This is a genomic window from Rhizobium sp. SL42, from assembly GCF_021729845.1.
Taxonomy (GTDB): Bacteria; Pseudomonadota; Alphaproteobacteria; order Rhizobiales; family Rhizobiaceae; genus Allorhizobium.
In genome coordinates this window covers 3,890,158-3,904,132 of sequence record NZ_CP063397.1, presented here as the reverse complement: position 1 = coordinate 3,904,132, position 13,975 = coordinate 3,890,158, and the positions used below count along the sequence as shown (strand labels likewise).

12 protein-coding genes are annotated in these 13,975 nt (G+C 61.8%); 8 read left to right on the top strand and 4 right to left on the bottom strand.

Going from position 1 to position 13,975, the window contains the following annotated elements:
- Window position 1: 1 nt before the first annotated feature.
- Together IM739_RS18450 and IM739_RS18445 are read right to left on the bottom strand one after the other, a co-directional pair.
- A complete protein-coding gene (locus IM739_RS18450) occupies window positions 2-1,177 on the bottom strand; it encodes an aminotransferase (protein WP_237369117.1) in 1,176 nt (391 codons plus the stop codon).
- A 19-nt stretch (window positions 1,178-1,196) separates the two neighbouring features.
- Complete coding sequence (locus IM739_RS18445) at window positions 1,197-2,183, bottom strand: LysR substrate-binding domain-containing protein (protein WP_237369116.1); 987 nt, start codon at window positions 2,181-2,183, stop codon at window positions 1,197-1,199.
- Between the two features lie 168 nt (window positions 2,184-2,351).
- Here IM739_RS18445 and speB point away from each other — a divergent pair, with 168 nt between their 5' ends.
- From speB to IM739_RS18405, 8 genes are all read left to right on the top strand, one after another.
- The gene (speB, locus tag IM739_RS18440; RefSeq protein WP_237369115.1) at window positions 2,352-3,407 is read left to right on the top strand and encodes an agmatinase; all 1,056 of its coding nucleotides are present in this window, start codon (window positions 2,352-2,354) and stop codon (window positions 3,405-3,407) included.
- Window positions 3,408-3,497: 90 nt separating this feature from the next.
- Complete coding sequence (locus tag IM739_RS18435) at window positions 3,498-4,304, top strand: transporter substrate-binding domain-containing protein (protein ID WP_237369114.1); 807 nt, start codon at window positions 3,498-3,500, stop codon at window positions 4,302-4,304.
- Window positions 4,305-4,308: 4 nt separating this feature from the next.
- The gene (locus IM739_RS18430) at window positions 4,309-4,977 is read left to right on the top strand and encodes an amino acid ABC transporter permease (protein ID WP_230172705.1); all 669 of its coding nucleotides are present in this window, start codon (window positions 4,309-4,311) and stop codon (window positions 4,975-4,977) included.
- On the top strand, window positions 4,974-5,624 hold the full coding sequence (locus IM739_RS18425; RefSeq protein ID WP_237369113.1) for an amino acid ABC transporter permease: 651 nt from the start codon (window positions 4,974-4,976) through the stop codon (window positions 5,622-5,624). The genes IM739_RS18430 and IM739_RS18425 overlap by 4 nt, the downstream gene beginning before the upstream one ends.
- Window positions 5,625-5,688: 64 nt before the next feature.
- Window positions 5,689-6,777 (top strand): ABC transporter substrate-binding protein, encoded by a 1,089-nt coding sequence (locus tag IM739_RS18420; RefSeq protein ID WP_442981070.1) that lies wholly within the window; start codon window positions 5,689-5,691, stop codon window positions 6,775-6,777.
- Between the two features lie 254 nt (window positions 6,778-7,031).
- Window positions 7,032-8,066 (top strand): ABC transporter ATP-binding protein, encoded by a 1,035-nt coding sequence (locus tag IM739_RS18415; RefSeq protein WP_237369112.1) that lies wholly within the window; start codon window positions 7,032-7,034, stop codon window positions 8,064-8,066.
- Entirely contained in the window at window positions 8,063-8,917 is an 855-nt protein-coding gene (locus IM739_RS18410) for an ABC transporter permease (RefSeq protein WP_237369111.1), read from the top strand. Before IM739_RS18415 ends, IM739_RS18410 begins: the two co-directional genes overlap by 4 nt.
- Window positions 8,914-9,714: an ABC transporter permease gene (locus IM739_RS18405; protein ID WP_237369110.1), complete on the top strand. Its 801-nt coding sequence runs from the start codon at window positions 8,914-8,916 to the stop codon at window positions 9,712-9,714. Before IM739_RS18410 ends, IM739_RS18405 begins: the two co-directional genes overlap by 4 nt.
- An 11-nt stretch (window positions 9,715-9,725) precedes the next feature.
- On the opposite strand, the gene scpA is transcribed toward IM739_RS18405, so the two are convergent.
- Both scpA and IM739_RS18395 read right to left on the bottom strand, forming a co-directional pair.
- Window positions 9,726-11,861: a methylmalonyl-CoA mutase gene (gene scpA, locus IM739_RS18400; RefSeq protein WP_237369109.1), complete on the bottom strand. Its 2,136-nt coding sequence runs from the start codon at window positions 11,859-11,861 to the stop codon at window positions 9,726-9,728.
- Between the two features lie 103 nt (window positions 11,862-11,964).
- Window positions 11,965-13,974, bottom strand: coding sequence for an acetyl-CoA carboxylase biotin carboxylase subunit (locus tag IM739_RS18395; protein ID WP_237369108.1), 2,010 nt, complete (start codon window positions 13,972-13,974; stop codon window positions 11,965-11,967).
- Window position 13,975 lies beyond the last annotated feature (1 nt).

Sequence of the window (13,975 nt, the reverse complement as noted above, 5' to 3'; positions counted from 1 at the left end):
CTCAGTCGAGGGTGAAATTGGAGAGGCGCGCGGTCAGGCCACGGATCGTTTCGCTGTCGGCATTGGCAAAGGCAAAGCGCAGATAGGCCTCCTGGCCTTCGCCGAAATAGGCGCCGGGAATGCAGAGAATGCCGGCGCGTTTTGCCAGTTGCTCCGCGACCACTGCCGAAGGCTGACCTTCGAAAGGATGGCGGATGAAGGCGAAATAGGCGCCGAGCGAGTCCATCTTCCATGCCGGCAGCTCGGCCATCACGCTTTTCAGGGTATCTGCCCGGGTGAGGATTTCGGCGCGGTTGACCTCGCGCCAGTCGCGCAGTGCCGGGATGGCCCTGGCAACGGCTGCCTGCGGCGCGCGTGGAGCGCAGATCTGCAGATTGTCCATGACCTTGGCAATTTCGGCGACGGCGCGTGGGCCGGCCGTGATCGCGCCAAGGCGATGGCCAGGAATGCAGAAGGACTTGGAGAAGGAATATAGCAGGATCAGATTGTCTTCCCAACCGGGGACGGACAGGAGGTCGTGCGGGTGTTCGTGGCCCGGCAGAAAGTCGCGATAGGTCTCGTCGAGAATGAGGAAGGCGCCGGCGCTGCGGCAAGCCTCGAAGATGTCGCGCAGCAGTTCTGCCGGATAGATTGCGCCGGTGGGGTTATTGGGCGAGACAAGTGCAATCGCCTTCACGCCTCTTGAAAGGACGGTCCGGACGCCCTCGATTGTCGGAACGAAACCGGTTTCCGGTGCCAGGGGCAGGAGTTGGCGACGGATGCCCAGCATGCCGAGCGTCGTTTCCTGATTGAAATAGAAAGGCTCCGTGAGACCTATACTATCGCCATTGCCGGCGAGTGCCATGGCGGCGGCTATGAAGGCCTGATTGCAGCCGGCGGTGATGTGGATGTTGTCGGCGGTGACGTTCGCGCCATAGATCGCTTGTTGTTCGGTGGCATAGGCGGTCCGCAATTCGGTCTCGCCCTCGATCGGGCCATAGCCGGCATAGGCGCGGGATCCGGCCGATTCGGCAAGCCAAGCCAGCATGTCCGGATGCGGCGGATAGCCGGGGACGGCCTGCGAGAGGTCGATCAGCGGTCCGCACGCGCCATTATAGGCGCGGCCCCAGGCAAAGACCGATGGTACGGGCGGAGGCGAAAGCTTGGAGACGAGTGGATTGAAGGAGGCAGCGGGCATTGGGTCGATCCTTATGCGGTCATTCCCCGTCTTCAACGGACTGGGGGCTGGTTGCGCGGCGGCGTGGTGTCGGGACGATGGTGCGGGTGGTCTGGCGGGCGATCGGTCTTGGCTGGACCGCCCGTTCCGTTTCGATGGTGTCGAAGAGCCAGTCGATGAAGACCTTGGCGATCGGTGCGCCGCGGACTTCGTTGCGGGCAGCAACATAAAATGCGTCGGCTGCAGGGACAGCCAGGTCGAATGGAATGATCAACTCGCCGGCGGCAATCAGGCTGGAAGCGGTGATGCTGTCCCCGAGGGCAACTCCCTGGCCATGGCGTGCAGCCTCGGTCGACAGTCGCGCATCGCCCATGAAATGTTCGCGCGGATGCGGCATGTCCAACTGGTCGGCGGCGGCGAGCCAGCTGCGCCATTCGCGGCCATCATCGCCATGCAGCAGCACATGATCCTGCAGGTCGCGCACCGAGCGCAGAGATCTGGTGTTCAGCAGCGTCGGGCTGACGACCGGAAACAGGTCGAACGTGCTCCACAGCCTCGTCCAGCAATCGCGCCAGCCGCCGGCACCATAGAGGATGGCGATGTCGATTTCCGGCGAGTAGATCAGGTCGGCATCGTTGCTGGAGGTCAGCGTCAGGCTGATTTCCGGATAGCGCTCGGTGAACGAGCCCATGCGCGGCACCAGCCACAAGGCCATCAGAGCCGGCACGCAGCTGATGCGCAGGTTGCCGCTCGTGGAGGGGCGGTCGAGCAAGGCGGTCGCCGCCGCAATGCCGTCGAATGCCTGGCTGACGGCGGGCAGCAACAGCGCGCCTTGCGGGGTCAGTTTCAGGCGTTTGCCGCCCCGCTCGAAAAGCGTAGTCTTCAGCGTCTCTTCAAGGCTCTTGATCTGATGCGAGATGGCGCCGTGTGTTACATTGAGCTCGCGCGCCGCAGCCGAAATCGAACCACGACGTGCAGCTGCCTCGAAGGCGCGCAAGGGATTCAGAGGTGGCAGGCGGTTGGCCATGATGCCCATTCATTGTGAATTTTTCTCATATAGAATGCTATAACATCGTGAATTGATTTTCCAAGAGGCTTGCGGATTAATGCTCACAATAAAGGCAGCGAAAACAGCTGCCGTAAAAACAGCCTAGGTGGCGGTGTCTTTCGCCACTCCAAAGCAGGGAACAGGTTCATGGCATTCGACGCGGAAAAGCTTGCGGCATTGCGGGCAAAATACGGTGAAAGCCGCAATGGCGAGATTTTCGATGCCGACTTCAGCAAGGTTGGCGACAAGATCTTCTCCAAGGGCACGCGTGCGGCACCCTTTGCCGGCTTGCCGACTTTTCTTTCCGCCCCCTATCGCGAGGTGACTGCGCAAGATCCCGATTTCGGTGATCTGCAGGTGGCGATCACCGGTGTTCCGATGGATCTGGGCGTGACCAATCGCCCCGGCTCCCGGTTCGGACCGCGTGCGCTGCGAGCGATCGACCGGATCGGCCCCTACAACCATGTTCTCGGCTGTGCGCCGGTTCATGAACTCAAGGTCGCCGATATCGGAGATGTGCCGTTGCGCAGCCGCTACCGGCTGGAAACCGCACATGAGGATATCGAGCGCCGCTTCAACCAGATCGTCGATGCCGGTGTGACGCCGCTGGCGGTCGGGGGCGATCACTCGATCACCTATTCCATCCTGAAGGCAGTGGGCAAGCAAGCGCCCGTCGGCCTCATCCATATCGATGCGCATTGCGATACCAGCGCGCCGTTCGAGGATACCAAATTCCATCACGGCGGACCGTTCCGCCAGGCGGTGCTCGACGGCGTTCTCGACCCGACGCGGACGATCCAGATCGGCATCCGCGGTTCGGCCGAATATCTTTGGGAGTTCACCTACGAATCCGGCATGACCGTGATCCATGCCGAAGAAGTGACGGGGCTCGGCATGCCGGCGATCATCGAGAAGGCCAGGGCGATCGTCGGCGATGGTCCGACCTATCTGTCTTTCGACATCGACAGCCTGGATCCGAGCTTCGCGCCGGGGACGGGCACGCCGGAAGTGGGCGGTCTCACCACGCGCGAGGTGCTGGAACTGCTGCGCGGCCTGAAGGGCATCAATCTCGTCGGCGGCGACGTCGTGGAAGTCGCACCCCAGTATGACGCAACAGCGAATACCGCCCATGCCGGCGCGCAGGTGCTGTTTGAAATCCTGAGCCTGATGGTCTTCAGCCCGCATCTTAAGGGCGCGCGCTGACATAGCATTACCGCTGACCGAAAAGGTCGGCGGCTGGCGGCCGGATTGCCCGCATCACCCAACGCAATGTCCGAAAAAGGGGAACAAGAGATGAAAACCAACTTCGCAGTGAAATCGACCGTCGCCGCCATGCTCATGCTGGGCGGTGCCGTTCTTGGCTTCGCGTCTTCAGCCAATGCGGACGCGATCGACGACATCACCAAGGCCGGCGTGCTCAATGTCGGCGTCTTTGCTGATTTCCCGCCGTTTTCCTCGGCGAGCGCCGACATGAGCCTCAAGGGTTATGATATCGATGTCGCGCAGTACATTGCCGACGCGCTCAAGGTGAAGCTTGTTCCGGTGCCGATTACCGGCCAGAATCGCATTCCCTACCTGACTGAAAAGCGTGTCGATATGCTGGTGAGCGTCGGCTACAGCAAGGAGCGCGCCGAGGTTATCGACTTTGCCGCCGCTTATGCGCCGTATTACATCGCCGTCATCGGCCCGGCCGCAATGGAAGTGAAAGGCAAGGAAGACCTCGCCGACAAGAGCATTGCCGTCAATCGTGGCACGCTGGAAGACACCTCGCTGACCGAAGCGGCACCCAAATCTGCCGACATCAAGCGTTTCGACAACTACAATTCCGTCATCCAGGCCTTCATCTCCGGCCAGACCGATCTGATGGTGGTCGGCAATGACGTTGGTGCGCAGGTCCTGGCCCGCCAGGAAGCCCTGAAGCCGGAGCAGAAGTTCCAGCTTCTGACCTCGCCATCGCATATTGCCCTCAACAAGGGCGAGGAGCGTCTGAAGACGGCGATCAACGATGCGGTTGCCAAGATGCTGGCCGACGGCAAGCTGAACGAAAGCTCGGAAATGTGGCTGAAGACGCCGCTCAATCCTGAAAACCTGAAGGATTGATCCTTTGGGCTATCAGCTCGATTTCGGCTGGCTTACCGACGCGATCCACCTGATCGCGCAGGGTGCAGCCATGACGATCTTCCTGATTGCGGTGTCGGCGGTTGCCGGCATCGTTCTCAGCGTGCTGGGCGCGGCCGCCCGGCGCAGCCGGTATGCGGTGCTGCGCCGGATGATCGGCGCCTATGTCGAGCTGATTCGCAATACGCCGTTTCTGGTGCAGTTGTTCTTCATCTTCTTCGGTCTTCCAAGCCTTGGAATTCGCCTCGACCCAGTGGTCGCGGCAATCCTCGCTATGACGCTGAACATGACGGCATACACGACCGAGATTGTGGGTGCCGGTCTCGATGCCGTGCCGAAGGGGCAGAAGGAAGCGGCCTTGTCGCTCGGGCTCCGCCCGCGTCAGGTCTTCTTCAAGATCGTACTGCCGCAAGGGCTGAAAGTCATCTTTCCGGCGCTGACGAGCCAGATCGTCATCATGATGCTGGAATCGGCCGTCGTCTCGCAGATCGCCGTGCGCGAGCTGACCTATGAGGCGGATATGCTGCAGGCACGGACCTTTCGCGCCTTCGAGACCTATTTCGTCGTGACCCTGGTCTATCTGGCTTTGAGCATCGGCCTGCGTCGCCTGCTTGTCGCCGGGGGCAACCGGATGCTGGCGGGAGGTGTCACGTGATCGAATTCACCTTCTGGGACATCGTTCGCAATCTTTTGCTCGCAGCACGCTGGACAATCCTCCTGTCGGTCGTTGCCTTTATCGGCGGCACTGTGGTCGGCGTGTTGATCCTGCTGATGCGGATTTCAAAGCGTCGCGCATTCAGGCGGTTTGCGGAATACTACATCGGCCTGTTCCAGGGCACGCCGCTTCTGATGCAGCTTTTCCTGCTGTTCTTCGGCCTGCCGCTGATTGGCATCCGCATCGAGGCATGGACGGCCGCCGTTCTCGGTCTCACTCTTTGCGCCAGCGCCTATCTTGCCGAAATCTGGCGCGGCGGTGTCGAGGCATTGCCGCTCGGGCAATGGGATGCCGGAAGCAGCCTCGGGCTGCACTATGTCGCGCAATTGCGACTGATCGTGCTGCCGCAGGCGTTCTCGATCACCCGGGCACCGACCGTTGGGTTTCTGGTGCAACTGATCAAGAATACCGCGCTGACCTCGATCATCGGGTTTGAGGAACTGGTTCGGACCTCGAACGCGATCAACAATGCAACCTTCGAACCATTCAAGGTTTATGGCATGGTCGCATTGATCTATTTTGCCCTGTGTTTTCCGCTGACGCGGTACGCGCGGGCACTTGAACTCCGTGCCGCCAGATACGGATGACGTCGGCACGCGCTTCTTCTAAAAACGGGAACAGGCCAAAGGCCAAAAAACAAGGAGACACATAATGAAGGATCTCATCAACGCTTCCATCAGCCGCCGCGGCGTGCTGGCCGGATCGCTGGTTGCAGCCGGAACGCTTGCAATGCCGTCCATCCTGCGGGCGCAGGACAAGTCGCTGAAGGTCGGCGTCTATGGTGGCTACTTCAAGGATTCGTTCGACAAGAACATCTTTCCGGACTTCACCAAGGCGACCGGGATCGCGGTTGAATCGATCGCCGAGCCGACTGGCGAAGCCTGGCTCGTGCAGCTCGAACAGGCAGCCAAGGCCGGCCAGGCTCCGGCCGACCTCTCGATGATGTCGCAGGTGTCGATGCTCAAGGGCCAGGCGACCGAGCTGTGGGCGCCGATCGACATGGCAAAGCTCAAGAATGCCTCCGGCCTGATCGACCGTTTCGTCAACAAGTATCCGGACGGCCGCGTTGCCGGCGTCGGCGCCGTTGCCTGGTACATCACGCTAGTGACCAATACAGATGTCTTCAAGGAGGCTCCGACCTCCTGGGAAGCGCTGTGGGATCCGGCCAATGCCGACAAGCTCGGCCTGCTTGCCCTGGTGTCGAATTCCTTCCTGCTCGAAGTGACGGCCAAAACCCATTTCGGCGGCACCAATGCGCTCGACACGGAAGAGGGCATCCTGAAGGCCTTCGAAAAGCTTGCCGAAGTGAAGCCGAATGTCCGCCTCTGGTATCGCGACGAAGCTCAGTTCGAGCAGTCGCTGAAGTCGGGAGAAATCCCGATGGGTCAGTACTATCACGACGTCACGGGCCTTGCCGCCGCCGATGGCCAGCCGGTTCGTTCGACCTTCCCGAAAGAGGGCGGCATCCAGGATTCGGGTTGCTGGGCCCTGTCGCGCGCTTCGACCAAGACCGAAGAGGCGCATATCTTCATCGACTACATGTGCCAGCCGGCGATCCAGGCGACGCTGTCGCGCAAGGTCGGAACCGCACCCACCGTCAAGCGCGAATTGCTCGACCTGACCGAGGCGGAATTTGCGTCCGTTTCGTCCGACATCGAGCCGATCACCCCGCGTTACGATCTCTACCAGACCAAGTCGGATTGGCTGAACCAGAAGTGGACCGAGCTGATCGTCGGCTGATCAGAGGTCAGGACGGTTCAGGTAGCCGTTCCTCACCCTGACCCTCTCTCCCCGCAGGCAGGGAGCGGGAGGCTGGCGACGAGCGTACCGCATATTCCCTTCTCCCCGCTCGTGGGGAGAAGGTGCCCGGCAGGGCGGCGAGGAGCTGTGGGAAGCGCAGCTTCCTTTGAGTTCTTTGCAAGGCAATTCAAGCGCACAATGCTATTGTGGCGCCATAGGGCTCTGAGCCCACACCAATTGATTTCGGAGACATGATGTCCGGCCTCGTCCTCAATTCCGTCACCAAGCAATTCGGCCCCTTCACCGCCGTCGATCAGGTGCAACTGACCGTGCCGCATGGCACCTTCGTCTGCATGCTCGGGCCTTCCGGCTGCGGCAAGACCACGCTTCTCCGAATGATCGCCGGGCTCGACCTGCCGACCGGTGGTGAAATCGTGCTTGACGGGCAAGACATCACCCGCATGCCGACCCACAAGCGCAATCTCGGTATGGTCTTCCAGTCGCTGGCGCTGTTTCCGCATCTGACCGTGGGTGAAAACATCGCCTATCCGCTGCGTATCCGCGGTGTCGGGCGCGAGGAGCAGGTCAAGCGCGTCCAGGACCTGCTCGCCATGATCCATCTGCCGGGCTATGCCGACCGTCCGGTGAACAAGCTGTCGGGTGGCCAGCGCCAGCGCGTGGCGATTGCCCGCGCGCTTGCCATTTCGCCGAAACTCTTCCTGCTCGACGAACCGCTTTCGGCGCTTGATGCCAAGCTGCGCGAAGCCATGCAGGTCGAGTTGCGCAAGCTGCAGCAGCAGCTCGGCATTACAACCATCGTCGTCACCCATGACCAACGCGAGGCGATGACCATGGCCGACACCGTCGTTGTCATGAATGGCGGCAAGATCCGCCAGGCGGCAAGCCCGATCGAGATCTATCGCAAGCCGGCAGACCGGTTCGTTGCCGACTTCATCGGCTCGACCAATCTGATGCCTCTCAGCGTGCAGGGCAGCCAGACGCTGGTGCTCGGTCAGCCGGTTTCCGGCATTGCGCCGCCCGCAGGCCAGTCGTCCTGCAGCCTGTCGGTGCGGCCGGAGGACATCAGGCTTTCGGCGCCCGGCGAAGGCCGGTTGACCGGAAGGGTCACCTTCATCCGCGACCTTGGCGGCACGATCGAAACCTTTCTTGACGTGGCCGGCACCGAGGTTGTCGCGGTTTCGACGCCGCGCGAACGGCCGGTAGTGTCCGTTGGTCAGGACGTCGGCTTGGTGATCGATCCCGAAACCGCCGTGGTACTTGCATCATGAGACGCGAACCGCCCAAGACAGCGCTCGACTACGCGCCGCTCGCCTTTCCGGCGGGCATGCTGATCCTGTTCTTCGTCGTGCCGTTTGCGACGATGATTGCCGTGTCCTTCTTCAAGCGGGACCCTGCCGGCTTCTATTCCACCGCCTTCGTCTTCGACAATTATGCCCGCTTCATCTCAACCTTCTTTGCTGGTGTGCTCGGTTTCTCGCTGATGCTGGCAATTGCGGTCGCCGTCGTCTGCGTCTCGCTGGGGCTGCCGTTTACCTATCTCCTGGCCCGCATGTCGCGCAAAGCGCAGGTCGTGTGGCTGGTGGCGCTGCTCTCCATTCTTTCGCTCTCGGAAGTCATTATCGGCTTCGCCTGGTCGACGCTGTTTTCGCGAACGGCCGGCATCACCAATCTGCTGGTGATAATCGGGCTGATGGAAAAGCCTGTCGCCCTGATGCCGAATTTCGGCGCGGTGCTCACCGGCATGGTCTATCAGGCGCTGCCCTATACCGTGCTGGTCCTCTATCCCGCGCTCGTCCGGCTTGACCCGACGCTGACGGAAGCGGCCCGCACGCTCGGGGCCTCGCCGATCAAGGCCTTCTTCACCGTCGTGGTGCCGGCCTTGCGCAATACGCTGATCGCCACGTTGATCATGGTCTTCATCTTCGCGCTCGGCTCCTATCTTCTGCCGCAGATCCTCGGCCGGCCCTCGCACTGGACGCTGTCGGTGTTGATCACCGACCAGGCGATCTACCAGTCCAACATGCCGTTTGCCGCAGCCATGGCCGTCTTCCTCGTACTGGTAACACTTGGCATGGTGGCGCTGACGCTGCTTATCGGTCGCAAGGGAGAAGCCGCATGAACAAGGTTCTCACCCGGATCTATTTTACCCTGATCGCGATCTTCCTGGCCGCGCCGATCGTCGTCGTCGCCGGCGTCTCGGTCAACGAGAAGCAAAGCCTGAACTTTCCGCCACAGGGTTTCTCGCTTGCCTGGTACGGGGCAATCTTCACCGATGCCGGCTGGCGTTCTGCCCTGTTTGCATCGCTGATCCTGGCGCTGACGGCGGCAGCCCTCGCGGTTGCCATCGCGCTTCCACTCGCCTGGTTCCTGTGGCGCAGGCTGGCACCCTGGGCGCAGATCTTCCAGCTGCTCGGTATCGCGCCCTTCACGCTGCCGCCGGTCATCACCGCGCTCGGACTGTTGACGTTTTGGGCGACCACCGGTTTCTATGGCCAGCCGTGGACCGCGGTCATCAGTCACGCGATCTTCTTTGTCACCCTGCCGCTGGTGACGCTGTCGCTCGGGTTCTCGGCGATCGACCGCTCGCTGGTCGAGGCTGCCTCGACGATGGGCGCCGATGACAGGACGATCTTCCGCACGGTCGTGTTGCCGCTCATCATGCCCTACCTTGTCTCCGGCTATGCCTTCGCCTTCGTCCTGTCGCTCAACGAATATATCGTTGCCTACATGACCGTCGGCTTCACCATGGAGACGCTGCCGATCAAGATCTTCAACGCCCTGCGCTACGGTTATACGCCGGTCATGGCCTCGGTGACGGTCCTGTTCGTCTTGATGGCCGCGCTAATCTTCGGTCTGGTGGCCCGCTTCGGCGACCTGCCGAAGCTGCTTGGAGCGAATGCTGCCGACGACAAGTAGGCGCAGTCGGATCAGCTGTTCTTGAGCTTGCCTTCCAGCAGATCAAGAACAGCGCGGGCGGCATCCATGACATTGGTGCCGGGACCGAAGACGGCGGAGACGCCATGTTCGATGAGGAAGTCATAATCCTGACGCGGAATTACGCCGCCGACCACGACGATGATGTGGTCGGCGCCTTTCGCCTTCAACGCCTCGACCAGTTGCGGGGCGAGTGTCTTGTGACCGGCCGCCAGCGAGGACATGCCAACGACATGGACCTTTTCCGCGATGGCGAGGTCGGCCGCTTCCTCCGGCGTCTGGAACAAGGGCCCTGCCACAACATCGAAGCCGATATCGCCGAAGGCAGACGCAATCACCTTGGCGCCGCGGTCATGGCCATCCTGGCCGAGCTTGGCGATCAGGATATGCGGCTTGGCGGCGGCCTTGCCATAGTCCTTCAGCCGATTGCTCAGCGTCTCCATCTCCGGATCGCCCTCATAGGCCTTGCCATAGATGTCGTGCACCACCTCGGGCGTCGCGGCATGGTCGCCGAAGACGGCGCGCATGGCATCCGAAATTTCGCCTACGGTGGCGCGGGCACGGGCAGCCTCAACGGCGGCTTCCAGCAGGTTGCCGGTGCCTGTGCGAGCGAACTCGGTCAGGCGGGCGAGGGTTTCAGTGACCCGCTTCGGATCGCGCTGGCGGCGCGTCTGCTCGATGCGCTTGACCTGCGACAGGCGCACGGCGGTGTTGTCGATCTCAAGAATGTCGATGGCTTGTTCGTTCTCCAGGCGGAACTTGTTGACCCCGACGATCACCTCCTCGCCGCGGTCGACAGCGGCCTGGCGGCGGGTGGCGGCTTCCTCGATCAGGCGCTTCGGCAGGCCGTCATCGACGGCCTTGGTCATGCCGCCAAGACTTTCAACCTCTTCGATCAAGGCCCAGGCTTTTTCCGCCATCTCGTTGGTCAGGCTCTCGACATAGTAGGAGCCGGCGAGCGGATCGACGACCTTGGTGACGCCGGTTTCGTTCTGCAGGATCAGCTGCGTATTGCGGGCGATGCGGGCGGAGAATTCCGTCGGCAGCGCAATGGCTTCGTCAAAGGAATTGGTGTGCAGCGACTGCGTGCCGCCAAGGGCGGCCGACATCGCCTCGAAGGCGGTGCGCACGATGTTGTTGTAGGGATCCTGTTCGGCGAGCGACACGCCCGAGGTCTGGCAATGGGTGCGCAGCATCAGGCTCGATGCCTTTTTCGGCTCGAATTCCTGCATGATGCGGGTCCAGAGCAGGCGGGCGGCGCGGAGCTTGGCTGCCTCCATGAAGAAGTTCATGCCGATGGCGAAGAAGAAGGAGAGGCGGCCGGCGAAATCGTCGACGTTCAGTCCCTTGGCAATGGCGGCGCGCACATATTCGCGTCCGTCGGCCAGCGTGAAGGCAAGCTCCTGCACCAGCGTCGCGCCGGCCTCCTGCATGTGATAGCCGGAGATCGAGATCGAGTTGAACTTCGGCATCTCACGCGCGGTGTATTCGATGATGTCGGCGATGATCCGCATCGAGGGTTCGGGCGGATAGATATAGGTGTTGCGGACCATGAACTCCTTGAGGATATCGTTCTGGATGGTGCCGGAGAGCTTGTCGCGGGAGACACCCTGTTCCTCGCCGGTGACGATGAAACTCGCAAGGATCGGGATCACCGCGCCGTTCATGGTCATTGAGACGGAGATGTCCTCAAGCGGAATGCCGTCGAACAGGATCTTCATGTCCTCGACTGAGTCGATCGCCACACCCGCCTTGCCGACATCGCCCTCGACGCGCGGATGGTCACTGTCGTAACCGCGATGGGTGGCGAGATCGAAGGCAACGGAGACACCCTGCTGTCCGGCCAAGAGCGCCTTGCGGTAGAAGGCATTGCTCTCCTCCGCCGTCGAGAAACCGGCATATTGCCGGATCGTCCAGGGGCGACCGGCATACATGGTAGCGCGCGGTCCACGGGTGAAGGGGGCAAAGCCCGGCAGGCTGTCGAGATGGCCGATGCCGTCAAGGTCATCAGCCGTATAGAGCGGCTTCACCGGAATGCCCTCGGGCGTATTCCAGACGAGGCTTTCCGCCGGACGCTTCAATTCCTTCTCGGCAAGCGCCTGCCAGTCGGCGATGGTTTTCTTGGTCATCCGGTTTTCTCCCTGCTCCGCACGGACTGCGGGCCGATCTGATTTTCCTGTGGCGTCGAGGTACCCCCTTAGGCACGCCGTCGGCGCCAGCCTGCCCGCTCCCTCACCCCTCGAACTCCATGATCAGCTCATCGACCGCCAGGCTCTGGCCCGGCTTGACGGCGATCGTCTTTACGGTGCCTCGGCGTTCGGCTTTCAGGACATTCTCCATCTTCATCGCCTCGACCGTTGCCAAGGGCTGGCCCGCCTCGACGGTTTCGCCTTCCTTGACCGCGACGCCGGTGATGACGCCCGGCATCGGGCAGAGCAGCAGCTTGGAGGTATCCGGGGGCAGCTTTTCCGGCATCAGTCCGGCAAGTTCGGCGACGCGCGGGCTGCGCACCCGTGCGGTCACGTCGATGCCGCGCCAGCGCAGGCGGATGGCGGGGCCCTTGAGGTCGATCTTCACGGCAATCGTCGCACCGCCGATATCGAAGCGGCCGAGGGTTTCGCCGGGCTTCCAGGTGCTGGCGACGAGAAGCTCCTCGCCCGTTGCAAAGGTCACCCGGTTGTTGCCGGAACCTTCGGCGATGGTGACGGCGTGGTTACCGCCTGCAAGGTTCACCACCCAGTCCGAACCGAGCAAGCGGGCGTGATTGCCGATCGTGCCGGAGATCCGGATGGCGCGGGCCTGCAGGCGGTGGTTGACGACCGTGGCGATGGCCGCGAGCTTTTCGATCGATGACCGGTCCGGTGCAACGCCGGTGAAGCCGTCCTTGAATTCCTCCGCGATATAGGCCGTGGTGATTTCGCCCGAGCGAAAACGGTCCTGGCCCATGACGGCCGACAGGAAGGGCAGGTTGTGTCCAATACCCTCGACCTCGAAACTGTCGAGCGCGACACTCATTGCATCGATTGCCGCAAGCCTGTCGGGAGCCCAGGTGCAGAGCTTGGCGATCATCGGGTCGTAATACATCGAGATCTCGCCTCCCTCGAAGACGCCGGTGTCGTTGCGAACGACGGTGCCATCTGCCGTCTTGCCTTCGGCCGGCGGACGGTAGCGGGTGAGGCGGCCGATGGAGGGCAGGAAGTTGCGATAGGGGTCTTCGGCATAGAGGCGGCTTTCGATGGCCCAGCCGTTCAGCTGAACGTCGTCCTGGCCGAAGGACAGTTTTTCGCCCGAGGCAACCCGGATCATCTGCTCGACGAGATCAAGGCCGGTCACCAGTTCCGTTACGGGATGCTCCACCTGCAGGCGGGTGTTCATCTCGAGGAAGTAGAACTTGTTCTCTTTGCCGTCGACGATGAACTCGACCGTGCCGGCCGAGTGGTAACCGACGGCTTTTGCCAGCGCGACCGCCTGTTCGCCCATGGCCTTGCGCGTGGCAGCATCGAGGAAGGGAGAGGGGGCCTCTTCGATGACCTTCTGGTTTCGCCGCTGGATCGAGCATTCGCGCTCGCCGAGATAAAGCGTGTTGCCATGCTTGTCACCGAGCACCTGGATTTCGATGTGGCGCGGTTCGGTGACGAATTTCTCGATGAAGATGCGATCGTCGCCAAACGAGTTCTTCGCCTCGTTCTTCGATGACTGGAAGCCTTCGCGGGCCTCGTCGTCGTTCCAGGCGATGCGCATGCCCTTGCCGCCGCCGCCGGCAGAGGCCTTGATCATGACGGGATAACCGATCTCACCCGAGATCTTCACCGCTTCGTCGGCATCGACGATCAGGCCCATATGGCCGGGAACGGTGGAAACGCCGGCCTCGGCCGCCAGTTTCTTCGAGGTGATCTTGTCGCCCATGGCCTGGATCGCACCCACAGGCGGGCCGATGAAAGTCACGCCTGCCTTCTCCAAGGCCTCGGCAAAGGCGGCGTTTTCCGAGAGGAAGCCGTAGCCGGGATGGACCGCATCGGCGCCGGTCTGTCGGATGGCATCGAGGATCTTGTCGATGACGATATAGGACTGGTTCGACGGCGCCGGACCGATATGCACCGCCTCATCGGCCATCTCGACATGCAGCGCATTCCGATCGGCATCGGAATAGACGGCGACCGTCTTGATGCCGAGCTTCTTCGCGGTCTTGATGACGCGGCAGGCGATCTCGCCTCTGTTGGCGATGAGGATTTTCTGGATCATT